We start from the raw sequence: 24,729 nt of genomic DNA, 5'->3' as shown, positions 1-24,729 counted from the left end.
ACCGAGGAGTGTGGGGCCACCCTGCCCAGTGCCGTCGTCGTGGACGTGGACCGGATGCGGCGCCCCGGCTGCGCCGACACCCCCGCCGACCAACGGATTTCGTCCCGTAGGTGCGCGGACGGGCGGGGGGCTGCTCCGTGTGGTCGAGGCGCTCCTGGCGTATCCGCTGATGCTCGACCGGGACAAACGGCAGGCGATGGTCGCGGAGCTGGATCCCGTCATGGTGGCCCGGATGCCGCGGCACGCGGTGCCCCGTACGGACGTGATGGGCATCCTGCGTACGGTACGGCGAAGCCCCGAGGGCCTCCGGGACCTCTTCCGGACCGTCACCCTGCTCGACGACGATCCTGACCGGGCAGCCGAACTCGACGGAGCGATCGGGGAGTTCTTGGCCGAGGTGCCACCCGGTCCGTGATCGTACGGCGTGATCGCACGGGTTTCCGGAAGGCAACCCATTCGTCATGATGGGAGGGACGAGTCGCATGGTGTGCCGTCGGACCGCCAGGCCGGACCATTGAGGGGGAACACGTCTTGCAGCAGACGGAACCGGGCGGGAATCCGGCCGACTACCTGGAGTCGGACGTCGCGGATCTCACGGAGATGAGCGTGGCCGCCGTACGTGACCTGGCTCCCGTGCCCGGACGGCGTCTGCTGGAGGAGATCCGAAGGGCGCGCATCAGCACGGTCGCGGGCGAACCGCCCCAAGCCCGCGCGGACTGAGGATCTTCGGGGCCGGGCCGGGGGAGAGGAGCGCGGGGTGCACAGACCGATCCGGATGCCCGGCCACTGGTTCGACGAACTCGCCGCGGGCGGGGGCTCGGCAGAGGCGGTCGCGTTCCTCGTCAGCAGCGAGCGGGCCCGGCGCCTCGCTCTCCTGGGCGACTTGCTGGGCCGCCTGGAGGGGCGGCCCGCGCTGCTCGGCCCCGCCGACCTCGGCGCGATCTGGGGCGCTGTCGAGGAGGCCGAGGGCCGGAGCCCCGGCTGTGTCGAGGACGTGCTGCTCAGCCCCCCGGCCGGCGGCTGGCTCGCGCACACCCTGCGCAGGCTGCACGGCAGCGCCGTGGGCCCTCCGCTGTGGGTGGAGACCGGGCACCTGGCCGCCGTCGCCCTGGTGGCAGCCCTGCGCGCCGGAACCGCCGCCGACCTCGTCGTACCGGCGAGGGACGGCGATGTGGCCCTGCCCACGCTCGGCCTCGCCCGGCTGCCGGGCGCCCCGCCACCGGGGTTCCAGCCGGTCCGGGCGCTCGTACGGGACCAGGAGCTGACCCTCAGCGCGAGCGGGCGGGCCACCGGGGTGATGGACTTGACCCTACGGCCGCTCACCGCGCCGCAGAACGGCCTGTGGTGGCCGACGCACCGGCTTCCGGTCCGGCCCGGCGGGCCCGAGGTCGCTCTCGACGACACCGACCCCTACCGCGACCTCGACCGCCCGGTCCCGCCCCGCCGGCTCGCCCCTGATGAACTGGCCACCTGGCGCAGGCGCTTCGACGAAGCGGTGGGGTTACTGGGCTCCGGACCGGCTGCGGGCTCCGGTCCCGGCACCCTGCGCCCCGAGGAGGTCCGGCGCATCGTGCCCTGGCCCGGACCGCTGACCGGCACCCCCGTCGAGGGGCTCAGCGCCTCCACCGGCGACGCGTTCGGCTCGATGGTCGTGGCCGGGCCCCCGGACGGTGCGGCACTCGCCGAGACGATGGTCCACGAGTTCCAGCACAGCAAGCTCGGCGCGCTGCTCCACCTCTTCCCGATGCTCGACGACGACCGGACGGAGGAGCACTACGCCCCCTGGCGCCCCGACCCGCGCCACTTGCCGGGGCTGCTGCACGGCGCGTACGCCTTCGTGGGCGTCGCCGGATTCTGGCGGGCGCGGATCGGGGACCGGGCGGCCGACCCGCACGGCCTGGCGCCCTTCCGGTTCGCGCTCCGCCGCGTCCAGACCCGTATGGTCCTGCGCACCCTGGCCACCCGCGCCTGCCTCACCCCGCCCGGCCGCCGCCTGGTCGCCGGGCTCACCCGGACCGTCGACGGCTGGCTGCGCGAACCGCTGGACGGGCCCGTCGTGGCACGGGCCCGGGCCGCGGCGGCCGGTCACCGGGTCGAGTGGCGGCTGCGCAATCTGCGGTGCGCGGGCGAGGAGCGCGCGGCCCTGTCGGTGGCGCCGCGCTCCGGGGGCGCCCCGGTCACCGTGCGGCGGCCGGTGCTCGTCCCGGTCGCGGAGCGCGGCCACTGGAGGGACGTCCGGGGCGCCCTCCACCTCCGCCCGGACGCCGTACCGGACGGGGCGTGCCGCGCCGATGTCCTGCTCGTGCGGGGCGAGGCGGCGGCGGCCCGGGAGGCGTACGCGCGGGGCTGGGCCGACGCGCCCGGGGACCCGCACCTGATGGCGGGCTGGCTGCTGGCCCACACCGCCCTCCACCCCGGCCACCGGCGCCTCCTCGCCCGCCCGGAACGGTTCGCGGCGGCCGTGGCGGAGGCGGACCCGGGGGAGTGGGAGCGGGCCGCCCGGTGGCTCGCGGGGGCGGAACGGCGGGGCTGAGGCTCCGGGCGGAGCCGCCGGGCCGAACCGGAGTGCGCGCGGGCCCTCGTCAGCCCCATGTCAGGCCCACGTCAGGCCCGCTCCAGGCCCCCGTCGGGGGGTTCACACGTGAGGCGCATCACTCTGAGTGAAATTCTCGGCATACATTCCGCCGGACCGGGGAGGGGTCCAGGCTGCTGGTGCGCCGTACCCGGCCCGCCACGCAGCACGCCCCGGCCGAACCGGAGGGGGCATTTCAGGCACGGAAGGCGAAAAACGACATGTCGGCGCTCAGTACCATCCACATCGACGGCGTCTGGCGGGCCGCCGGATCCGGCGCGACACGCGAGGTCCTCGACCCCGCCGACGCCACCGTCCTGGCCGTCGTCGCGGAGGGCGGCGTCGAGGACACCGATGCGGCGATCGCGGCGGCGCGGCGCGCCTTCGACGACGGACCCTGGCCGCACAAGCCCGTCGCCGAGCGGGCCGGGCTGCTGCGCCGGGTCGCCGAGCTGCTCCAGCGGGACCGCGAGGAGATCGCGATCACCGAGAGCCGCGACACCGGCAAGACCCTCGAAGAGGGCCGGGTCGACGTCGACGACGTCACAGCCGCCTTCCGCTACTTCGCCGACCTCGTGATGAACGAGAGCGGCGGCCGGGTCGTCGACGCGGGCGACCCCGACGTCCACAGCATCGTCGTGCACGAGCCCGTCGGCGTCTGCGCGCTGATCGCTCCCTGGAACTACCCCCTCCTCCAGGCCAGCTGGAAGATCGCCCCGGCCCTCGCCGCCGGGAACACCTTCGTGCTCAAGCCCAGCGAGGTCACCCCGCTCTCCACCGTCCACCTGATCAAGCTCCTCGCCGAGGCCGGACTCCCCGACGGCGCCGCCAACCTCGTCACCGGCGCGGGCGACCCGGTGGGCGCCCGGCTCTCCGAGCACCCCGACGTCGACCTGGTCTCCTTCACCGGAGGCCTCGCCAGCGGTACGAAGGTGGCCCAGGCCGCCGCGCCGACCGTGAAGAAGGTCGCCCTGGAGCTCGGCGGCAAGAACCCCAACGTGGTCTTCGCCGATGCCTGCGCCACCGACGAGGACTTCGACACCGCCGTCGACCAGGCCCTGAACGCCGCGTTCTTCCACAGCGGTCAGGTCTGCTCCGCCGGGGCCCGCCTGATCATCGAGGAGAGCGTCCGGGAGCGGTTCGTCACCGAGCTGGCCCGCCGCGCGGACGCCATCCGCCTGGGCCGGGGCACCCTCGACGGTGTGGAGTGCGGCCCCCTCGTCTCCGCCCAGCAGCTCGCCAAGGTCGAGGCGTACGTGGCCTCCGCCCGCGAGGAGGGCGCGATCGTCCGGGCCGGCGGCGAACGCCCGAAGCCCAGCGACGTACGCCCCGAAGGCGGCTACTTCTACCGGCCGACCGTCCTGGACGGCTGCCACCGCGAGATGCGCGTCGTGCGTGAGGAGACCTTCGGCCCGATCCTCACCGTCGAGACCTTCCGCACCGAGGAAGAGGCCGTCACGCTGGCCAACGACACCGACTACGGCCTCGCGGGCGCCGTCTGGACGACCGACGCGGGCCGGGCCCGCCGGGTCGCCGGACGGCTGCGCCACGGCACCGTCTGGATCAACGACTACCACCCCTACCTCCCGCAGGCCGAGTGGGGCGGCTTCGGCAAGTCCGGTACGGGGCGCGAGCTCGGCCCGACGGGGCTCGCCGAGTACCGCGAGTCCAAGCACATCTACCAGAACCTCAACCCGCGCCCCCAGCGCTGGTTCGCCGGCTGACGCCTGCGGGGACCGGGCGGAAGACCCGCCGTCCGGTCCCGACCGGCTGTTCGCAGCACCACGCACACGCACGAACCTTGCAGAAGGAGCAGTGACCGATGCCCCCCACCCCCAGCAGCACCGCAGTCCCCGACCTCGACGCCCACATGGCCGACTACGTGATCGTCGGCGGTGGCACCGCCGGATCGGTCATCGCCTCCCGGCTCACCGAGGACCCCGACGTGACCGTCACGGTCATCGAGGGCGGCCCCACCGACATCGACCGCGACGACGTCCTCACCCTGCGCCGCTGGCTCGGCCTCCTCGGCGGCGACCTCGACTACGACTACCCCACCACCGAGCAGCCGCGCGGCAACTCCCACATCCGCCACAGCCGCGCCCGGGTACTCGGCGGCTGCTCCTCGCACAACACGCTGATCAGCTTCAAGCCGCTGCCCGGCGACTGGGACGAGTGGGCCGAGGCGGGCGCCGAGGGCTGGGGCGCGGCCGCGATGGACCCGTACTTCGCCAAGCTGCGCAACAACATCGTCCCGGTCGACGAGAAGGACCGCAACGCCATCGCCCGCGACTTCGTCGACGCCGCCCAGGAGGCGGCCGGAGTCCCGCGCGTGGACAGCTTCAACAGCAAGCCGTTCCACGAGGGCGTCGGTTTCTTCGACCTCGCCTACCACCCCGAGAACAACAAGCGCTCCTCCGCCTCGGTCGCCTACCTCCACCCCCACATCGAGGCCGGTGACCGCCCCAACCTGCGGATCATGCTGGAGACCTGGGCGTACCGCCTGGAGTTCGACGGCACCCGCGCCACCGGAGTGCACGTCCGGACCAAGGACGGCGAGGAGGTCCTGCTGCGTGCCGCCCGTGAGGTCATCGTCTGCGCGGGCGCGGTGGACACGCCCCGCCTGCTGATGCACTCCGGGATCGGCCCCCGCGAGGACCTCGAAGCGCTCGGCATCGACGTCCGCCACGACCTTCCGGGCGTCGGCGAGAACCTGCTCGACCACCCCGAGTCCGTCATCGTCTGGGAGACCGACGGTCCCATCCCGGAGAACTCCGCGATGGACTCCGACGCGGGACTCTTCGTCCGCCGCGACCCCGGATCCCGGGGCCCGGACCTGATGTTCCACTTCTACCAGATCCCGTTCACCGACAACCCCGAACGCCTCGGCTACGAGAAGCCCGAGCACGGGGTGTCGATGACGCCGAACATCCCCAAGCCGCGCAGCCGGGGCCGTCTCTACCTCACGAGCGCCGACCCCGAGGTCAAGCCGGCCCTGGACTTCCGGTACTTCACAGACGAGGACGACTACGACGGCCGCACCCTGGTCGACGGCATCAAGCTCGCCCGCGAGATCGCGGCCACCGAACCACTGGCCCACTGGCTCAAGCGCGAGGTCTGCCCCGGCCCCGAGGTCACGTCGGACGAGGCGATCAGCGAGTACGCCCGCAAGGTCGCCCACACCGTCTACCACCCGGCGGGCACCTGCAAGATGGGCGCGACGGACGACCAAGAGGCGGTCGTGGACCCGCAGTTGCGCATCCGGGGGCTGGAAGGCATCCGGATCGCCGACGCGTCGGTCTTCCCGACCATGCCCGCCGTCAACCCGATGATCGGCGTGCTCATGGTGGGCGAGAAGTGCGCCGAACTCCTCGCGAACCGGCCGGGCGGCGCCGACGCCGTGCCGGCCACTGGCACCAGCACCGGAGGTGACGCCCGATGACCGCGACCAAGGCCCCCGAGGCCGCAGTTGAGGCAACCGATGACGCCGTCTTCTCCGTGCGCCACCTCTGGAAGGTGTTCGGCCCCAAGGCCGACCGCATCCCCGGCAGCGAGCACGCCGCACTCCCGCCCGCCGAACTGCGCGAGGCCACCGGCTGCACCGCCGCCGTACGCGATGTCTCCTTCGACGTCCGCAAGGGTGAGGTCTTCGTCGTCATGGGCCTGTCGGGCTCCGGCAAGTCCACCCTCGTACGCTGTCTGACCCGGCTGATCGAGCCCACCAGCGGCACCCTCGCCATCGACGGCGAGGACGTCCTCGCGATGGACCGCGCCCGGCTGCGCGAACTGCGCCGCCACCGTGCCGCGATGGTCTTCCAGCACTTCGGCCTGCTGCCGCACCGCACGGTGCTGGACAACGTCGCCTACGGCCTGGAGGTCCAGGGCCTCGGCAAGGCCGAGCGTCGCGCCAAGGCGGCCGAGCTGGTGGAGAAGGTCGGCCTCGCGGGCCTGGAGGACCGTCGTCCCTCGCAGCTCTCCGGCGGCCAGCAGCAGCGCGTCGGCCTCGCCCGCGCGCTCGCCGTCGACCCGTCCGTCCTGCTCTTCGACGAGCCGTTCAGCGCACTGGACCCGCTGATCCGCCGGGAGATGCAGGACGAGGTGGTGCGGCTGCACCGCGAGGAGGGCCGCACCATGGTCTTCATCACCCACGACCTCAGCGAGGCGCTGCGCCTGGGCACCCGGATCGCCCTCATGCGCGACGGCGGCATCGTCCAGCTCGGCACGCCCGAGGAGATCGTGGGCTCGCCCGCCGACGACTACGTCACCGAGTTCGTCCGCGACGTACCGCGCGAGCAGGTCCTCACCGTCGCCACCGCCATGCGCCCCGCGCACGCCGGGGAGGGCGAGCGCGGCCCGGCCGTGCGCCCCGACGCCACCGTCTCCGAGGCCATCGAGGCGGTCTCCCGCTCCGGCGACCCGGCCGCCCGGGTGATGGACGACGGCCGCCTCGTCGGCGTCGTCGACCACGCCTGCCTGCTGGATGTCGTCGCCGGACGGGCCGCAGGCTCCGCCACCGCCTCCCCCGATGCCCCGGACGGCTCCCGCGAGGTGACCGTCTGATGGCCACCGCCCAGGCCACCCCGGTCCGCGCCGCACAGCCGGGCGCGAGCCGGGGGCCGCTGGCCGCCCTCCGCGAACGCCCGGCGGCCGGGAAGCTGCTGCTCCTCGCACTCGCCGCCGCCGTCCTCGTCCCCCTCGTCCACGGACGCTGGGGCGGAGGCATCTGGCCGGACGCCCTGACCGCCGACCTGTCCGAACCGCTCGGCAACGTCACCGACTGGATCGTCTCCAACCGCGACAGCCACCCGCTGTTCCTGTACTTCTTCGGCCACATCAGCAACGCCGTCGTAATCTCCGTACGCGGCGTCTACCTGGTCCTCCTGGCCCTCGGCTGGGCGGGCGTCACCGTGTTCGCCGCCGCCCTCGCCTGGCGCGTCGCGGGCGTCAGGCTCGCCCTGACCGCAGCCGTGTCGTTCCTGGTCTGCGGACTGCTCGGCATGTGGGTGCCGACCATGCAGACGCTCGCGCTGATGGTCGTCGCGGTCCTCGCCTCCGTCGTGCTGGGGCTCGTCCTCGGCCTGGCCGCCGGGCTGTCCGACCGCGTCTTCCGCATCCTGCGCCCGGTGCTCGACACCATGCAGGTGCTGCCCGCGTTCGCGTATCTGCTGCCTGTCGTCCTGGTCTTCGGCATCGGCGTCCCGGGCGCGGTCCTGGCCACCGTCGTGTACGCGGCTCCGCCGATGGCCCGCCTCACCGCGCTCGGCCTGCGCGGCGCGGACCGCGGGGTCATGGAGGCCGTGACCTCGCTCGGCGCGACCGGGCGGCAGCGGCTGCTGACGGCCCGCCTCCCGCTGGCCCGCAAGGAGCTGCTCCTCGGCCTCAACCAGACCATCATGATGGCGCTCTCCATGGCCGTCATCGCCTCCGTGATCGGCGCGGGCGGCCTCGGCGACCGCGTCTACCAGGCGCTGTCCTCCGTGGACGTCGGCGCGGCGCTCGCCGCGGGCATCCCGATCGTGCTGCTGGCCGTCGTCCTGGACCGTACGACGGAGGCGGCGGGCCGCCGCATCGGCACCGAGCCCACCGGCCCGGCCCTCCTCCGGGGCCCGCGGGGCTGGACCCTGGCCGCCGTGGTCACCGCCGCCGTCGCCGTCGTCGGACGGCTCACCGACGGCCGGGTCTGGCCCGAGGACGTCACCGTGGCGATCGCCGGACCGGTCAACACCGCCAAGGACTGGATGGTCGACCACCTCTACACCGGTGTGCCCGTCGTCGGCGGCACCGCCGACCTCGCCTCCCACTTCACCAGCGGCATCCTGAACCCGCTGCGCAGCGGACTCACCGGCCTGCCCTGGTGGTCGGTTCTCCTCATCGTCGCCGCCCTCGCCTGGACCATCGGCACCTGGCGCACCGCCGTGACCGCCGTCCTCGCGATGGCCGCGATCGGCGTCCTCGGCGTGTGGGAGCCGTCCATGGACACCCTCAGCCAGGTGCTCGCCGCCGTCGCCGTAACCCTGGTCCTCGGCTTCGGCATCGCGATCGGCACAGCCCGTAGCGAGCGCCTGGAGCGGCTGCTGCGACCGGTCCTGGACGTGTTCCAGACGATGCCGCAGTTCGTCTACCTGATCCCCGTCGTCGCCCTCTTCGGCGTCGGCCGCGCCCCCGCGGCCGCAGCCGCGGTCGTCTACGCGCTGCCCGCCGTCGTCCGCATCACCACCCAGGGGCTGCGGGGCGTCGACCCGGCGGCGATGGAGTGCGCCCGCTCGCTCGGCGCGACCCCCGGCCAGCAGCTGCGTCAGGTCCAGATCCCGCTGGCCAGGCCCTCGCTGCTGCTCGCCGTCAACCAGGCCGTGGTCCTGGTCCTCGCGGTCGTCATCATCGGCGGACTCGTCGGCTCGGGCGCGCTCGGCTACGAGGTCGTCCTCGGCCTCGCCCAGGGCGACCTGGCCACCGGGCTCGTCGCCGGAGCGGCGATCGTCTGTCTCGGCCTGATGCTCGACCGCGTCACCCAGCCCACCGCCCGCCGCCAGCGACAGGAGGGCTGAAATGAACCGCTCCCGCACACGCCTGCTCGTGGCGTTCGCCTCGGCCACCGCCCTGCTCACCACGGCGGGCTGCGGCGCCGCGGACATGACCAAGCAGGCATCCCCGTTCGCGGCCCCCGCCGGGGTCAAGACGGTGACGCTCTCCGTGCAGTCCTGGGTCGGCGCCCAGGCGAACGTCGCCGTGGCCGAACAGCTCCTCAAGGAGGAGCTCGGCTACCGCGTCGACCTGGTCCAGACGGACGAGGTCCCCGCCTGGGACGCCCTCAGCCAGGGCCGCGTCGACGCGATCCTGGAGGACTGGGGCCACCCGGACCAGGAGAAGCTGTACATCGACGAGAAGAAGACCATCGTGAGGGGCGGCGACCTCGGGGTCACCGGCCACATCGGCTGGTACGTGCCCAAGTACTGGGCGGACGAGCACCCCGACGTCACCGACTGGAAGAACCTCAACAAGTACGCGAAGGAGCTGAGGACCGCCGAGAGCGGCGGCAAGGGCCAGCTGATGGACGGCTCGCCCTCCTACATCACCAACGACGTCGCCCTGGTGAAGAACCTGGACCTGGACTACAAGGTGGTCTTCGCCGGCTCCGAGGCCGCCCAGATCACCCAGATCCAGCAGTTCGCCAAGGCGGAGAAGCCCTTCCTCAGCTACTGGTACCAGCCGCAGTGGCTGTTCAACGAGGTGCCGATGGTCGAGGTGAAGCTCCCCGCCTACACGGACGAGTGCGCGGCGAAGGACCCCGCGGACATCGACTGCGCCTACCCGACGACGCCGCTGCAGAAGTTCCTGAACGCGGACTTCGCCGAGCGCGGCGGGGAGGCGTCCGCGTTCCTCAAGAAGTTCCACTGGTCGGAGGAAGACCAGAACGAGGTCTCGGAGATGATCGCCTCGCAGAAGCTGACGCCCCAGGAGGCGGCGAAGCGCTGGATCGACCGGCACCCGGACGTCTGGGAGAAGTGGCTGCCGCAGGACTGAGGCCCTGGGTGCCCGGCTCCGCGAGGCAGCCGGGCACCTCCGCCTCCCACCGTCCCCCTACCTCGCCCGGACGGTGGCCAGGACGTCCCGGTCCGGCTGGAGGGTCAGGCTCGGTACGGGCCCGACCTCGCCCGGGTCGACGTCCAGGTCGAAGCGGCGGGCCAGCACGGCCAGAACGAGGACCGCTTCCACCATCGCGAAGCGCGTACCGATGCAGACCCGGGGCCCGCCGCCGAACGGGAACCACGCGTACTCCGCGATCGCGTCGCCCCGCTCCGCGTCCCAGCGCTCGGGCCGGAACTCCTCCGGCTCCGGGAACCACCGCGCGTCGCGGTGTGTGGACCACTGGCTGGTCCACACCCGGGTCCCCTCCGGGATCGGCAGCCCGCCGACGCGCGCACCCTCCTTCGCCACCCCGGTGATCAGCCAGATCGTGGGATACAGCCGCAGGGTCTCCTTCACCACGGCCTGGGTGTACGTCAGCCGGGCGTAGTCCTCGAAGCCGGGCTCCCGGTCGCCGAGCACCCGCTCCAGCTCCTCGGCGAGCGCCTCCCGGACCCGGGGGCTGCGGGCGAGCAGGTACCACGCCCACACCAGCGTCGAACTCGTGGTCTCGTGACCGCCGATGTACAGCGTGACCGCCTCGTCACGGATCTCCTCGTCGCTGAGCCGCGTTCCGCTCTCGTCGACGGCGGTGAGCAACCGGCTGAGCAGATCGGGGCGTTCCTCCTCGCCGTCCCGGTGCCGGGCGACGACCCGGCCCACCTCGGCGTCGATGACGGCGGCGGCCTTCCTGATGCGCGCCCGGCCGGGCGTAGGCACCCAGTCGGGAAGCAGGGCGCCGATCCCGGCGAATTCCTTGCCGATCTCCATCTGGGCGACGTCCATCGCCCGGCCCATCGCCTCCGAGTCGGCCGGGGTGTCGACGCCGAAGATGGTGCGTACCGCGATCTTCTGGGTGAGGGCCGCCATCTCCCGCTTGACGTCGACGCGTTCACCGTCCGACCAGCTGTCGGCCAGCTCCACCGCGGAGGCCGCCATGGTGGCCGCGTACGACTTGACCTGCTTGGGCCGCACCGAGGGCTGTACGAGGGAGCGCTTGCGCCGCCAGTCCCCGCCCCGCGCCACGATGATGCCGTTGCCCATCACCGCCCGGAACGCGACGCCGAGCCGTGGCTGGTCGAAGGAGCGCTCCGTCTCGGTGAGCAACTCGCCTATGCAGTCCGGATCGGCGAGAAACACGCACCGGTTGCGGCCGAACCGCCAGCGCACCATGTCCCCGTGGCCCCGCAGGAGTTCGAAGAAGGCGAGCGGGTTCTTCGCGAACTGCGGCAGGTTCCCCAGCAGCGGCAGCCCTCTGGGGCCCGGTACGAGCGCATGGCCGCGAGAGGGGGTGTCGAGCGCCGGGCCGGTCTGCGTGGACATCGAAGGACTCCGCTCCCTGGGGCGCGCCACGGGCGGCGCGCCATCGTTCGAACCCCATCGAACAGGATGGGGGAGGTGCTCCGCCAGGGCGTCGGTCCGGACTGCCCGGAATGCGCCACCGGCCTTACGGAGTAAGTGAGTTGCCGAGGGTGATCGGAGCGGCCTCCGGATCGGCACAGGGGCGGGCGCCGGAGTTGCCGCCACGCGTGACAATCCGCCTGAGGTGTGTCCTACCTTCTAGGCGGGTTGATCGGGCCATTCGTAGGGTCCTGTCGCCTGGGGGTTCTGGGAGGGGCTACTGAGGTGTCGCCGCTCATGGCTGAACAGACTTGGCCGCCCGGAACCCCACCGACGACCGGGCCGCTCATTGAGAGTTGCGAGTAGATCGCTGAGTAGGACAACGCCGGTGAGGTCGTCCGCACGAGAGAATCAGTACGACTCACCTGGGATCACGATTGAATCGCATCTGGGCCGGCATCGATGCCGGTAAGGGCCACCACCACTGCTTCGTCATCGACGGGGAGGGCACCAAGCTGTTATCGAGGCGGGTGGCCAATGACGAGCCGGACCTCTTACAGCTGATCACCGATGTTCTCGCCCTGGGTGACGAGGTGATCTGGGCCATCGACCTTGCCGACGGCGGGGCGGCTCTCGTCATCGCTCTCCTGCTCAACCACGACCAGGAGGTGCTCTACATCCCCGGCCGGACCGTGAACCGGGCCACGGCCGGCTACCGCGGCGAAGGCAAGACCGATGCCCGTGACGCACACGTCATCGCCGACCAAGCCCGCATGCGTCGCGATCTGCAGCCGATCAGGCCCGGCGACGAAGCCATCATCGAGCTCCGTCTGTTCACTGGCCGCCGTGCCGATCTGGTCTGCGACCGCACCCGAGCCGTCAACCGCCTTCGTGGCCTCCTGACTGGCATCTTTCCCGCTTTCGAGCGCGCCCTCGACCTGGGCAACCACGGCCCCTTGGTCCTCCTCACCGGCTACCAGACACCAGCGGCCATCCGTCGGCTCGGCGCCAGCCGGCTCGAGCAGTGGCTCCGGAACCGGAAGCTCCGCTGGTGCGGAGCCCTGGCCCGCACCGCCATGGAGGCCGCCGAGCGACAGCACACCAGTGTTGCCGGAGAGACGACGGTCGCAGTGATGGTCGCCACGCTCGCTCGTGAAGTGATCGTGCTCAACGAGAAGATCAGCGAGATCGACCGGCAGATCGAGGTTTCCTTCCGCGCCCACAGTCAGGCCGCCATCGTTGCCAGCATGCCCGGGATCGGCAACCTGCTCGGAGCTGAGATCCTGGCTGCGATCGGTGGCGACATTGATCTCTTCGGCAGCCCTGATCGCCTGGCGACATACGCCGGCCTGGCACCGGCTCCCCGGGACTCAGGCAAGGTCAGCGGCAACCGTCACCGCCCCAAGCGCTACCACCGACGTCTGCAACGGGCCCTGTTCCTTGCTGCCATGAGCAGCATCACCTGCTGCTCGGAATCACGCCGGTACTACGACCGCAAACGAGCCGAGGGCAAGAGGCACTCCCAAGCAGTCCTGGCGCTGGCCAGGCGACGAGTCAACGTCCTGTGGGCGCTTCTGCGAGACCAGCGGCACTACGAACTCACGCCACCGGTAGCAACCGCCCAATAGGGCTTCTCGCCGATCGCAAACCTGATCGACCAAAGCCGACTTCTCAGGGAGGATCCCATCAGCATTGACCCATGACGCTGAGGAGATCCCCTGTGATCACACAAGGAGTACAGGTCACAGGCCGGTGCAGTGCCTGCGGAGGTACGACGACCTGCGATGTCGGTCAGTTCTTCGACCGCGGCATGCTCTGTTGGGGCACCGAAGGGCGATGCGTGGACTGCCCGAATGGGTGGTGCGAGGAAGACAGCGGCCCCGTCACGCCCGAGAACATTCGACAGGCTCTGCTGCAAGCGCACGGGCCCGCGCGGCTTCGCCTCTCTGGAGACGTGCCGAACCTTGTTTCCGTGCTGCAGTCCCTCCGCAGTGCACGGGAACTGTCCCTGGGCGAAGCACGAGCGCAGGCCGCGGAACTCGCCGAGACCGGTCTCGTCGGCACGCTCGTCGAGATGGAGATCTTGGCGGTTCACCTACGCAGACGAGCCATCGCGGTGAGCGTTGAACCAGCGGCGTAACCGAGTCTGGACCGCACCTGCTTCGGCTTGACAACGGCATTGAGAAGTCAGTTCCTGCTCAGAGTGCGGGAAACGCCCGCGACCACAGCCGTGGTGAGGAGCCAGCCGATGGCGATCAGTACGTACGACAGCCACTGTGTCGCCCCCGTCCAGTGCCATGCGCCGCGCTGTCCGAAGTCACCGATGGGGAAGAGCAGGTCGAGGGTGTAGAACAAGGGATTGAACGGGGCGCCCTCTCCGTCCTTCGTCTGGACCGGTGAGCGGGCGCTGAACACCAGGCTGCCGAGCAGGCAGAGCGCTGTCATCCACAAGGCGGCCAGCCAGGGCCGGTAGCCGTATCCGACGGCGGCATCGAGGAGATAACCCCATACTCGTCCCGGTGCGTTCAGGGTGCTGCGACGGTGGCGTTGCTTCTCCAGCAACACCCTCCGGGCGTCGTCGTCGTGACCCGCCTGGCGGTAACAGGAGGCCAGTTGCTCGTACGGCTGCGGGGCATAGCCGGGGTTCCGGCGGAGCCATGCCAGGCGGTGGGCCACATCTCTGTGCGGGGGTGTCCTGTCGGAGCGGAGGGATCCGTAGACGAAGCCGTCCAGCCGCACTTCCTCCGGCCAGCTCCGCTCGCCGTCGTGCAGAACGGCTGCCGTGGCACCCTGAAGGTTCACCGCTCCCGCAGGCTGTGCGGCAAGGGTGAAGTCGAAGGTTCCCACCCGCATCCCGACGCCTGAGAGCGCCGTGTCGCCGCCGCCGAGGGTGGCTCCCTCAAGGGTCAGCAGGTCCGATATCTGAGCACCCCGCAGCCGCACAGTTCCCGTCGCGCTGAACCCTTCGGAGAGGTGTACCACTGTGGTTGTCACGTTGTCCGCGATCAGCGCCTCCCCGTCGGGGCTCTCCAGCCGTGCACCCTCCATGAACAGGCCGCCGGGCAACTGCGCACCCGGCAGCCGTATTCCGCCCCGCGCGGTGAAGCCGTTCCGGCAGAAGACGCCGCCGCCCATGACCAGGCCCCCCGCGAACACCGCCCACGGTTCGGGAGCCGATATCCGTGCCTCGTCGAGAGTCAGCTCCCCCGCCACATAGGCGTTGATCAGGGAGAGACGGCCCGTGTCCATCACGGACCCGGTCAGGTCGAGACGGCCCTCGATGCGGGCCAGTCCGGCGTCCACGCCGGGGACCCGGCTGCGCGTGATCCGGATCGTCCGTGTCGAGGCCGCGTTGAAGCTGACCGGCTGATCCAACCGGCATTCCTTCAGCCAGAGCAGGTGGCCGATCTCCGCACCGGCCAGATCGAGGCGGCCCGTGATCCGAGCGCCGGCGAGACGCAGGGAGGCGACACTGCTCGGCCGTTCCGTGTTGCCGCCCAGCAGAAGGGCGGCCACGACCTCGGCGCGGACCGTGCGTTCGGCCCCCCAACGCGCCCCGGTGGCGGGATCGTCGTCCTCAGGCTCCCCGGTGCGCAGATCCACCCACCGCCCTTCGGGGAAGGAAGCCCGCAAGGCACGCTCAGCCGCCGTCAGTTCGCCGTAGATCAACACGGCTACAGGCTACGGCGTGCTGCCGCCCCGGCCGTGCCTCCCCGTCCCGAAGCGGCCCCGCCCCGTCGCGGGCCAGGATCTTCGAGGTGCGGGGAGGCCGCCGTTGGCGGACCGGTGCGGTGGGGCTCTCAGACGACGGGCGGGACGTGTGCCGGGCGGCCCCGGCCCCGTGTCAGCGAGTAGCCGAACACGGCCGCGAACGCGGCGAGCACTCCGCCGCCCACCGTCCACAGCCAGCGGTCGGTCCACCAGCCGGAGGCCCAGCCGTCCTCCGGCCCGGCGGTGGTCGGCGTCCGGGGAGCGGAGGCGTTCGCGTCGCCCGGCGCGGCGATCGAGACGCCCGGTACCAGCGGCTCGGAGAGCGACCCGTCCACGTCGTGCGCGCCGTTCTGCTCCTTCGAGGCCGCCCGCACCTCCGCCCCGAACGGCAGGCCCAGGTCCTCGGCGGGCAGACCCGCCACCGTGAGGCGGACGTAGTAGCTGCCGGGCAGCGGGTCGTTCGCCCACGGTTCGGACCAGGAGCGCACGGTGCGCAGGACGCAGGACAGTTCCACGGTGGCCGCGTCGGCCGCCGCCTTCCTGGTCTGGTGCCCGTACTGGCAGGCCTGGCGGCGGCGCAGCCCGTCGTACACGTCGATCTGCCAGGTGGACGCCCCGCTCCGGGCGGCGCTCTCGGGGAACTTCACCGTGGCCTCGACGGTGGGCCGTTGCCCGGCGTCGGCCGGGAACACCCAGTAGAGGTAGTCCCCGGTCGAGGCCTGGGCGGTGCCCCTCTGGCCCTGCTTGAGCGCGGTGGCCGTACGGAACGTGGTCCCGGCCTCGGTGGGGCCTGCCTCCTCCCCGGCGGGGCTCGCGCTCGCCGAGGGGTCGTCGGCCACCGCCTGGCCGGTGGCGGTGAACAGGGTCACCCCGGCGAGCAGGGCTCCGGTCAGCGCGCGCCGCATGCCGTGCGCGCGGCTCAACGCGCGCCCTGCGCCGTGGGTGCGGCGAGGTGTCGTACGCATCAGTTGGTCCTCCATACGGCGACGCGCCAGCGAGGGAGCCAGCCGGTCAGCAGGCCCGCGATCAGGCCGGTCAGGACGAGCACCCCGAGCAGCCACCAGCCGCGGCCGAGTCCGAAGGCCGCCGCGTCGGACGCCTTTGCCGGTCCTTCGACCAGGTCCACGGTCAGCTCGACCGGCAGACCGGGAGACCGCTTCACGGAGGCGGGCGCGGAGAAGGAGTGGGCGAGCTGGAGGCATACGGTCTCGGCGGCGGGCTTGCCGTCACCGCTGTCGCCGGAGTCCTCGTCCTCGGTCCCGGCCTTCGGGTAGCGCAGTCCGGACGAGATCACATCGGTGCGGCCGGTGCCCGCCTCGGAGCCCCGGACGATCTCCCGGCCGTGGGCCGTCACCGCGCGCAGCAGCACACCGTAGTCGTTGTCCACCGCGCGGTCCGCCGCCACGCTCGCCGAGGCGCGCAGCTCCTGGCCGGGCAGCACGTCGACCCGGTACCAGCGGTGTTCGCCGATCTTCGCGCGGTCCGTGTAGAGGCCGGGCTTCAGCTCGGGCGCGGCGGAGCAGCTCGCGCCCCCTTCGGTCGCCACCGGGGTGACGACGGGCTCGGCCGCCCGGTCCACCAACTGCTTGACCCGGTCGGAGAGTTCTTCCTTGTGCTGGACGGCGGTGTACGTGCCGCCGGTGGCCTCCGCGATACAGGTGAGCTGCTGGCGGATCTTGGCGTTGGGCACCAGGCCGAGGGTGTCCACGACCAGGTGGGTGCCGCGCGCGGCGATCTCCCGGGCCACCTCGCACGGGTCGAGCGGACCGCAGGTGTCCTCGCCGTCCGTGATGAGCACGATCCGGCGCGAACCCTCGCCGCCCTCCAGGTCGTCGGCCGCGCCGAGCAGGGCGGGACCGATCGGGGTGAAGCCGGTGGGGGCGAGTGTGGCGACGGCGGTCTTGGCCTCGGTACGGTCCAGCGGGCCGACCGGGTAGAGCTGCCGGGTGTCCTTGCAGCCGACCTTGCGGTCCTCGCCGGGGTAGTCCGCGCCGAGCGTCCGGATGCCGAGCTGCACCTGTTCGGGCACCGCGTCCAGGACGTCGTTGAACGCCTGCTTCGCGGCGGCCATCCGGGACTGGCCGTCGATGTCGCGGGTGCGCATGGAGCCACTGACGTCGAGCACCAGCTCGACCTTGGGGGAGGGGGCGGCGGGGGCTTCGTCGGCGGCCGCGGGGATCGCGGTGCCGAGCCCGGCGGCCAGGGTGGCGAGCGCTATGCCCACCCCGGTCGTCAGCCGATTTCTAGTGATCATCGCCGGATCTTATGGAAAATCAGTTCGTATTCCCAACCGGGGTCGGTGAGAACCGTCGCGGGGTGGCTGACCGGCCCGCCGGGGGGCTGACGATCAGCCGCCGAGCAGCGGCCGTGCGGCCCGGTCCAGCACCGAGGTGACCCGCTGCCAGGTCTCCGTGTCCCGTGCCACCGGGTCGAGCTGACGGTCCGTCCCGCCGCGTCGCCACGCCGTCGCCAGCGCCACCGGATCGCCTCCGCCCGCGGCCGAGGCGGCGAGCGCCGCCGCACCGAGGGCGACCAGCTCCCCGCTGCCGGGGAGGACGAGCGGGCGGCCGGAGAGCCGGCGGACCGTCTCCACCCACATCCGCCCCCGCGCCCCGCCCCCGATCAGGCGCAGCGGGCGTGCGGCCACCTCGGGGGCGTGCGGATCGAGGGCGCACGCCGACAGCAGTTCGTCGAGCGCCCGCAGTACGGTGACGGCCGCGCCCTCGTAGGCGGCGCCCAGCAGTTGCTGCCCGGTGGTGTCGTGGCGCAGCCCGGTCAGGAGCCCCGAGGAAGTCGGCAGATCGGGGGTCCGTTCGCCGTCGAGATACGGGAGGAGGACGGCCTCCCCGCCGGGCGCCGCGTCCTCGCGGTCCAGGCCCAGCAGAGCGGCCACCTTGTCCACGGCGAGGGTGCAGTTGAGGGTGCAGGCCAGCGGCAGATACGTACCGTCGGCGGCGGCGAACCCGTTCAGCGCGGGAGAGCCGGGCCGGGTAAGGGAGGCCGCGAACACCGTTCCGGAGGTGCCGAGACTCAGGGCCGGGTGGTCCAGCAGCCCCCCGCCGCCCAGGCCGAGGCCCACGGCGGCGCTCATGTTGTCCCCGGTGCCGGCCGCCACGGCGATGCCCGCGGGCAGCCCGAGTGCCTGTGCCGCCGCCCCGGTGAGCGAGCCGACCCGGGCCGCCCCGGTGGGCGCGACCTCGGGCAGCAGGGCCGCGTCCAGGCCGAGGAGCTCCAGTAGGACGGGGTCGTACGCGCCGGTGGCCGTGGAGTACCAGCCGCTGCCCGACGCGTCCCCCGGGTCGGTGGCGGCGACGCCCGCGAGGCGCTCGGTGAGGAAGTCGTGGGGGAGCCGGACCGCGGCCGCCCGTGCCGCGTTCGCCGGGTCGTGCTCGCGCAGCCACTGCCATTTGGATGCGGTGATCGAGGCCACGGGTACGGAACCGGTGCGGGCGGTCCAGGCCCCGGGCCCGCCGAGCGCGTCGGTGAGGGCGGCGGCCTGCGGCGCGGAGCGGGTGTCGTTCCACAGCAGCGCGGGGCGCAGCGGACGGCCCGTCCGGTCCAGCACGACGAGCCCGTGCTGCTGTCCGGCGACCGCGATACCGGTGACCGCGCGGGCGGGGAGGCCCGACTCCTTCAGCCCGGCGGCCACCGCCTCGCACAGCGCCCGCCACCAGATCTCCGGATCGCTCTCGCGGGCCCCGGACTCGCCGGTGACGACGTGCGGGGCGCGCCCGACGGCGAGCTGCTCACCGGTCGAGACGTCGATGACCGCGGCTTTCGTGGACTGGGTCGAGCTGTCCACGCCGATGACGGCGGCGGGTGACGGCATGGGGAGCCTCTTTCGCGCGGGACGGCCTGGTCATTTGGCTGGGGCACGAACAAATTACGGGATGCCTGTCGCCCTGCACAGGGGGTTGGGGTCGACTCCACCCGACAGGGGGTTCCCTGGCCGAGGTGTGGTGTGCTTGATTAGTCATGACACTTAACAAATAGGGGTGCCGGGCTGCCGGCCGGGCGTCCCGACGGTAGGCGAAGGCGGTCGGACGACGATGACGGAACGCTTCACCCCCACCCCCGACGACAAGTTCAGCTTCGGCCTGTGGACCGTGGGCTGGCAGGGCCGCGATCCCTTCGGCGACGCCACCCGAGCGGCCATCGACCCCGTCGAGTCCGTACAGCGGCTCGCCGGGCTCGGCGCCTGGGGTGTGACCTTCCACGACGACGACCTGATCCCCTTCGGCTCCACGGAGGGCGAGCGCGAGGCACTCGTCAAGCGCTTCCGGCAGGCCGTCGACGGCAGCGGGCTCACGGTGCCCATGGTGACGACGAACCTCTTCACCCACCCCGTCTTCAAGGACGGCGCGTTCACCGCCAACGACCGCGACGTACGCCGCTACGCGCTCCGCAAGACCCTCCGCAATATCGACCTGGCCGTGGAGCTCGGCGCCACCACCTTCGTGGCGTGGGGCGGCCGCGAGGGGGCGGAGTCGGGCGCGGCCAAGGACGTCCGCCTCGCCCTGCACCGGATGAAGGAGGCCTTCGACCTGCTGGGCGAGTACGTCACCGAGCAGGGCTACGACCTCCGCTTCGCCATCGAGCCCAAGCCCAACGAGCCGCGCGGCGACATCCTGCTGCCCACCATCGGCCACGCCCTCGCCTTCATCGAGAGCCTGGAGCGCCCCGAACTGGTCGGCGTCAACCCGGAGACCGGGCACGAGCAGATGGCCGGACTCAACTTCCCCCACGGCATCGCCCAGGCCATGTGGGCGGACAAGCTCTTCCACATCGACCTCAACGGCCAGTCCGGCATCAAGTACGACCAGGACCTGCGCTTCGGCGCGGGCGACCTGCGCCAGGCGTTCTGGCTCGTCGACCTGCTGGAGAGCGGCTACGAGGGCCCCCGCCACTTCGACTTCAAGCCGCCGCGCACCGAGGACCACGAGGGCGTCTGGGACTCGGCCGCGGGCTGCATGCGCAACTACCTGATCCTCAAGGAGCGCGCCGCCGCGTTCCGTGCCGACCCCGAGGTGCAGGCGGCCCTGCGCGCGTCCCGCCTGGACGAACTGGCGCGCCCCACCGCGGGGGAGGGCCTCGCGGGCCTCCTCGCCGACCGCTGCGCCTACGAGGACTTCGACGTGGACTCCGCCGCCGCGCGCGGCATGGCCTTCGAGGCGCTGGACCAGCTGGCGATGGACCACCTGCTCGGCGTCCGCTGACGTACCGGGTGAGGCCGGAGCCGCTGCCGAACCGGGTGAGGCCGGAGCCGCTCTACGTACCGGGTGAATCGTGGACGGTGGCGTACCGGGTGAGCCGGAGCCGCCCGGCCCCGGCTCACCCGGTAGACGGCTCCGCGTACGCCACCGGATCGTCCAGCACGTCCTGCACCACGAGCGCCGCCGCACCCCGCGCCGCGTCACCCGCCAGCGACGACGCGCGGAGCCGGCCGCTGCCCGGGGGCCACAGGCCCGACACCACCCGGTCCGTCAGCTCCTCGCCGGCGGGCCGCGACAGCCACGGCATCAGGCCCCGGTAGATCCCGCCGAGCACCACCGCGTCCGGGTCGAGCAGGTTCACCGCCCCCGACAGCACCCGGCCCAGCATCCGGCCCGCCTCACCGATCGCGGCCACCGCACGCGGGTCACCGGTCCCCGCGCGCCGCTCCAGCTCCAGCACCCCGGAAGCGCCGCCGAGCCCCTCGATGCCCGCCGCCCGCAGCAGTGCCGCCTGTCCGGCGTACTGCTCCAGGCAGCCGCGCGAACCGCACCGGCACTCCGGACCCGCCGGGTCCACCACCACATGGCCGATCTCCCCGGCGAAACCGTTCGCACCGCGCAGCAGTTCGCCGTTCAGGACCAGCGCACCGCCGACCCCGATCTCGCCGGTCAGATAGAGGAAGCTGCGCATCTCGTCAAGACCGCCGAACCACAGCTCCGCCAGCGCCGCGAGGTTCGCCTCGTTCTCCGAGGCGACCGGCAGCACGGGGTGGCCGGGCCGCAGGGCGGCCAGCGCGTCCGCGAACAGCTCCTGCGCCGGGACCTCACTCCAGCCGAGGTTGGGGGCCTGGCGCACCGCGCCGTCGGAGACCAGGCCCGGCAGCGCCAGGGCCGCGCCCACCGGCCGCAGCTCCTGCTCGCGCGCCGAGTCCAGGGTGCGGGCGGCGATCCGGGCCGCCCGGGCGAGGACCTCACCGGCGGGCGCGCCCCGGTTGTCGAGGTGTTCGGTCTGCCGGACCCGGCCGGTGCCCGCCAGGTCGACCACGCAGACCGACACGTAATCGATGTTGATCTCCACGCCGAGTCCGGCGGGCCCGGTGCGGGCCACCTTGAGCGCGGTCCCGGGGCGGCCCGCCTGCCCGCTGAACGTCTTGCCCGACTCGGTGAGGAACCCGCCGGCCATGAGCTGTTCGACGAGCGAGGAGACCGCGGCGCGGGTCAGGCCGACCCGGGCGGCCACCCCGGCGCGGGTCGCATCGCCGCGCTCGCCCTCGTCCCGCACGGCACGCAGCACCAGGCTCAGGTTGTGCCGTCGCACGGTGTCCTTGTCGGCCTTGGGTCCCAGCGGAGTGAGGATGCTCTTCATGTCGTCGCCGAGCCTATGTGATCCCGGGCACCGCGGGCAGATGCAGATACGGGGGAGGGCGGTCCCGGCCACCCGGCCGGGACCGCCCTCCCCCGGCTCAGGGCTTGGCGCCCCGGGCCTTCAGCATGTCCGCCATCAGGCCCATCTCGGACTTCTGGCCGCGGACCATGCCCGCCGCCAGATTCCGGATGGCGTCCGTCCCGGCGGCTCCGGCGGCGGCCTGGGCCATGTCCGCGCCCGCACGGTGATGCACGGTCATCAGCCGCAGGAACAGCACCTCGGCCTGCTGGCCCTTCGCGGCCTCCAGCGCCTCCAGTTCGGCGTCGGTGGCCATGCCCGGCATCAGTGAACCGTCGTCGCTCGGCTCGACGGTGTGCCCCATCCACTCCATGGGGGGCCCGGCAGAGCTCTTCGGCAGCCCCCACATCTCCAGCCAGCCCAGCATCATGCCGCGCTGGTTGGCCTGGGTGTTGATGATGTCGTACGCGAGGCGCCGCACGTCCTCGTCGTCGGTGCGGTCCCGGACGATGAACGACATCTCGACCGCCTGCTGGTGGTGGATGGCCATGTCCCGGGCGAAGCCCGCGTCCACGGAACCCTCCGCCGGAGCCGACTGCGAGGCCGAACCCTCACCGGACGGAGAGGCCTCGGAGGGACGGATGACCATCAGCACCACCAGCCCCAGCGCCACGAGCAGCACGGAGGCTCCCGCGAGGACCATCCGCCGGGTGGAGCCCGGGCCCGCGAGCGAGGTCACTTGTCCAGCCCGCCGGTGCAGGCGGCCCCCGGCTCAGGGGTCTGCGGGCCCTGCACGTACTTGGTGAAGAACTGCGCGACCCGGTCGTCCTCGGCGCTCTTGACCGTCACCTGCTTGCCCCAGGCGCTGAGCATCAGCGGGTCCTTCTGGTCCTTGACCGGGCTCATCAGGGAGTACGGGGTCGACTTGACCCGCTTCGTCAGGGCCTCGACGTCCTCCTCGGAGGCCTTGTCGTTGTACGTGACCCAGACCGCGCCGTGCTCCAGGGAGTGCACGGCGCTCTCCTTCGGTATCTCGTCGGTGTAGACGTCCGCGTTGCAGTTCATCCAGACCTGGTTGTGGTCACCGCCGACGGGCGGGGTCATCGGGTAGTCGACCTTCGTCGCCACGTGCTCCTGGCTCAGCTTGTCCCAGGTGCGCTCGCCGGTGACGGGTGAGGTCCTGGCCTGCTCCTCCTTCTTCTCCTTCTCGTTCGCCTGCGCCATCAGGTAGCCGCCCCCGGCTACCAGCGCGGCGACCACGGCCACCGATGCGCCGATGGTGATGATGCGGACCCGGCGCTCGCGGGCCCGTTCCTTGCGTCGGGCCTCTTCGAGCTTGGCGCGACGTGCCGCGGCCGGGCTGTTCTGGTTCTTGGCGGAAGCCATGGGAAGTCCTCGTCGTCAACGGATGCATAACGGGTTACGGGAGAGCGGAACTGCCTCTAGACCCGTTGGACCTGGAGTCGTAGCTGATCGACGGAGTGCACACCGTCGTGTGCGGGCCCCCGGATGGCGGCCGCCCCGGTGAGCGGGGCGGCCGGGACGAAGGCCACGGGCGAGGGAACGGCCACGGGTGCGGACGAGGCCGGAAGCACGATGGCCGCCGTGTGCGCCGACCGGCCGTGGCACGAGGTGCCGAGCCCGCGGTCGGCGGGCGCGGCCAGGACGACCGGCTCGAAGGACGTGTCGGGGACCGGAGTGAACGCGCGGACGGAATGCGCGCCCACCGGGCCCGCCGCCACCGGCACGGCGGCGGACGAGGGGGTCACCGAACAGCAGAAGAGCATGGCCAGGAGGCAGAGCACCCAGCCGAGAGCGACGGGCGTGCGAGGGCGGCACTGCTGCCGGTCGGTCCGCGCGCTCACCCTGCTCATCGCCCGTCATCGTAGTAGGTGCATGAAGATTCAAAAGAATATGGGTCGCCCTGTCCGCGCAACAGTGGCAGAAATCATTTACCGGTGTAACACCTGTTAACTTATATACGTGAGTGATACATGTGTACGGTCCCGGCGTCCCCTCGTCCGCAGTCTCCCGGTGGTCCCGGCTCTCCGGCTCGCGCGGCCCTCGGACACCTGGTTCAAACCCGCGATCAGCGTGGTCGCCGCCTCCGCCGTACCCCATCTGTCGCTCCTGGCCGCCGGACGGCTGGACCTCGTGATGTACACCATGGCCGGTTCGCTGTGCGCGCTGTACGGCCACGGCCTGCCGTACGCCCGCCGGGCCAGGGCCGTCGCGGGCGTGGTGCTCGGCATGGCCGCCGGTCTCGCACTCGCCCTTCTCGCCGCGTCGCTCACCGGATCGACCGCCGTCCTCATCGCGGTCGGCGCCCTGCTCGCCGCCGCTCAGAAGGTGCTGTGCGACGCCACCCGGATCGGGCCGCCCGGCCCGGTCATCTTCACCTTCGTCAGCTCCGCCGCCCTGTTCGCCCCGCAGCGCCTCGGCCAGATCCCCGGCCACCTCGCGCTGACGCTCGCCGCGGGCGCGGTCGCCTGGCTGGTCGCGGTGGCGCCCGCCCTGCTCCGCCGGGAGGGCCCCGAACGCCGGGCCGTGGCCCGCGCCCTGGCGGCCGCCGCCGACTGTGCGGAGGACCCGGGCGCCCGGACCCGAAACGGCGCGGCCGCCGCCGTGCACGCCGCCTGGCAGTGCCTGCTCGCCTCCGGGCGCCCCACCCCCGTACGACGTTCGCTGGAACGCCTGGTGGCGCACGCCGAAGCCGCCTGCGCCGTGCCCCGGCCCGGGGGAGACGCGGCTGACGTGGACCGGCTGCGCACCTGGGCGGCCCTGACCCGCGCCCGCGGGCCGCTGCCCGAGCCGCCGCCCGCGCCCGGCTCCGCCGACGGGCTCCACGGGATCGACGCCGAACGCGCCGAACTGCGCACCCCGGC

Annotated in this window: 20 protein-coding genes and 1 pseudogene; 12 read left to right on the top strand and 9 right to left on the bottom strand. The window is 72.4% G+C overall.

Going from position 1 to position 24,729, the window contains the following annotated elements:
• Positions 1–139 precede the first annotated feature (139 nt).
• From CIB93_RS30480 to CIB93_RS30445, 8 genes are all read left to right on the top strand, one after another.
• Positions 140–415: a hypothetical protein gene (locus CIB93_RS30480; RefSeq protein WP_257002433.1), complete on the top strand. Its 276-nt coding sequence runs from the start codon at positions 140–142 to the stop codon at positions 413–415.
• Between the two features lie 116 nt (positions 416–531).
• Positions 532–720: a hypothetical protein gene (locus CIB93_RS30475; RefSeq protein ID WP_257002432.1), complete on the top strand. Its 189-nt coding sequence runs from the start codon at positions 532–534 to the stop codon at positions 718–720.
• Between the two features lie 37 nt (positions 721–757).
• Positions 758–2,533, top strand: a complete 1,776-nt coding sequence (locus CIB93_RS30470; protein ID WP_096631573.1) for an HEXXH motif domain-containing protein — start codon at positions 758–760, stop codon at positions 2,531–2,533.
• Positions 2,534–2,793: 260 nt separating this feature from the next.
• Positions 2,794–4,296, top strand: coding sequence for an aldehyde dehydrogenase family protein (locus tag CIB93_RS30465; RefSeq protein WP_096631571.1), 1,503 nt, complete (start codon positions 2,794–2,796; stop codon positions 4,294–4,296).
• A 98-nt stretch (positions 4,297–4,394) separates the two neighbouring features.
• Entirely contained in the window at positions 4,395–6,014 is a 1,620-nt protein-coding gene (locus CIB93_RS30460; protein ID WP_096631570.1) for a GMC family oxidoreductase, read from the top strand.
• Positions 6,011–7,132 carry a glycine betaine/L-proline ABC transporter ATP-binding protein gene (locus tag CIB93_RS30455; RefSeq protein ID WP_096631568.1) on the top strand — a complete coding sequence of 374 codons (1,122 nt, stop codon included), beginning with the start codon at positions 6,011–6,013 and terminating at the stop codon, positions 7,130–7,132. The genes CIB93_RS30460 and CIB93_RS30455 overlap by 4 nt, the downstream gene beginning before the upstream one ends.
• Complete coding sequence (locus CIB93_RS30450; protein WP_096631567.1) at positions 7,132–9,117, top strand: proline/glycine betaine ABC transporter permease; 1,986 nt, start codon at positions 7,132–7,134, stop codon at positions 9,115–9,117. Before CIB93_RS30455 ends, CIB93_RS30450 begins: the two co-directional genes overlap by 1 nt.
• A 1-nt stretch (position 9,118) precedes the next feature.
• Entirely contained in the window at positions 9,119–10,093 is a 975-nt protein-coding gene (locus CIB93_RS30445) for an ABC transporter substrate-binding protein (protein WP_096631565.1), read from the top strand.
• Positions 10,094–10,150: 57 nt separating this feature from the next.
• Here CIB93_RS30445 and CIB93_RS30440 read toward each other — a convergent pair whose 3' ends face one another.
• A complete protein-coding gene (locus CIB93_RS30440) occupies positions 10,151–11,518 on the bottom strand; it encodes a cytochrome P450 (RefSeq protein ID WP_096631564.1) in 1,368 nt (455 codons plus the stop codon).
• 443 nt (positions 11,519–11,961) lie between these two features.
• Here CIB93_RS30440 and CIB93_RS30435 point away from each other — a divergent pair, with 443 nt between their 5' ends.
• Positions 11,962–13,164, top strand: a complete 1,203-nt coding sequence (locus tag CIB93_RS30435) for an IS110 family transposase (protein ID WP_179500295.1) — start codon at positions 11,962–11,964, stop codon at positions 13,162–13,164.
• 344 nt (positions 13,165–13,508) lie between these two features.
• Entirely contained in the window at positions 13,509–13,676 is a 168-nt protein-coding gene (locus CIB93_RS39225) for a hypothetical protein (RefSeq protein WP_257002431.1), read from the top strand.
• Positions 13,677–13,723: 47 nt separating this feature from the next.
• Here the strand turns inward: CIB93_RS39225 and CIB93_RS30425 are convergent, their stop codons facing one another.
• From CIB93_RS30425 to xylB, 4 genes are all read right to left on the bottom strand, one after another.
• Entirely contained in the window at positions 13,724–15,208 is a 1,485-nt protein-coding gene (locus tag CIB93_RS30425) for an oxidoreductase (protein ID WP_096631561.1), read from the bottom strand.
• Positions 15,209–15,336: 128 nt separating this feature from the next.
• Positions 15,337–16,212: a hypothetical protein gene (locus tag CIB93_RS30420; protein ID WP_179500293.1), complete on the bottom strand. Its 876-nt coding sequence runs from the start codon at positions 16,210–16,212 to the stop codon at positions 15,337–15,339.
• Positions 16,212–17,501 carry a VWA domain-containing protein gene (locus CIB93_RS30415; protein WP_096631558.1) on the bottom strand — a complete coding sequence of 430 codons (1,290 nt, stop codon included), beginning with the start codon at positions 17,499–17,501 and terminating at the stop codon, positions 16,212–16,214. Before CIB93_RS30415 ends, CIB93_RS30420 begins: the two co-directional genes overlap by 1 nt.
• Before the next feature lie 93 nt (positions 17,502–17,594).
• Positions 17,595–19,076, bottom strand: coding sequence for a xylulokinase (xylB, locus tag CIB93_RS30410; RefSeq protein WP_096631556.1), 1,482 nt, complete (start codon positions 19,074–19,076; stop codon positions 17,595–17,597).
• Between the two features lie 220 nt (positions 19,077–19,296).
• Here xylB and xylA point away from each other — a divergent pair, with 220 nt between their 5' ends.
• Positions 19,297–20,463 carry a xylose isomerase gene (xylA, locus tag CIB93_RS30405; protein ID WP_096631555.1) on the top strand — a complete coding sequence of 389 codons (1,167 nt, stop codon included), beginning with the start codon at positions 19,297–19,299 and terminating at the stop codon, positions 20,461–20,463.
• A 115-nt stretch (positions 20,464–20,578) separates the two neighbouring features.
• On the opposite strand, the gene CIB93_RS30400 is transcribed toward xylA, so the two are convergent.
• The 4 genes from CIB93_RS30400 to CIB93_RS30385 form a co-directional block, all read right to left on the bottom strand.
• Positions 20,579–21,826, bottom strand: coding sequence for an ROK family protein (locus CIB93_RS30400; RefSeq protein WP_096631553.1), 1,248 nt, complete (start codon positions 21,824–21,826; stop codon positions 20,579–20,581).
• A 97-nt stretch (positions 21,827–21,923) separates the two neighbouring features.
• The gene (locus CIB93_RS30395) at positions 21,924–22,547 is read right to left on the bottom strand and encodes a DUF305 domain-containing protein (RefSeq protein WP_096631583.1); all 624 of its coding nucleotides are present in this window, start codon (positions 22,545–22,547) and stop codon (positions 21,924–21,926) included.
• 32 nt (positions 22,548–22,579) lie between these two features.
• Positions 22,580–23,230 (bottom strand): DUF3105 domain-containing protein, encoded by a 651-nt coding sequence (locus tag CIB93_RS30390; RefSeq protein WP_096631552.1) that lies wholly within the window; start codon positions 23,228–23,230, stop codon positions 22,580–22,582.
• A gap of 56 nt (positions 23,231–23,286) precedes the next feature.
• The gene (locus tag CIB93_RS30385) at positions 23,287–23,718 is read right to left on the bottom strand and encodes a hypothetical protein (RefSeq protein WP_096631550.1); all 432 of its coding nucleotides are present in this window, start codon (positions 23,716–23,718) and stop codon (positions 23,287–23,289) included.
• A 109-nt stretch (positions 23,719–23,827) separates the two neighbouring features.
• On the opposite strand from CIB93_RS30385, the pseudogene CIB93_RS30380 reads away from it, so the two are divergent.
• Positions 23,828–24,729: pseudogene (locus tag CIB93_RS30380) on the top strand (FUSC family protein); the annotation flags it as partial.

Source organism: Streptomyces sp. WZ.A104 (assembly GCF_002382885.1).
Classification (GTDB): Bacteria; Actinomycetota; Actinomycetes; order Streptomycetales; family Streptomycetaceae; genus Streptomyces.
This window is presented reverse-complemented; position numbering and strand designations above follow the sequence as displayed.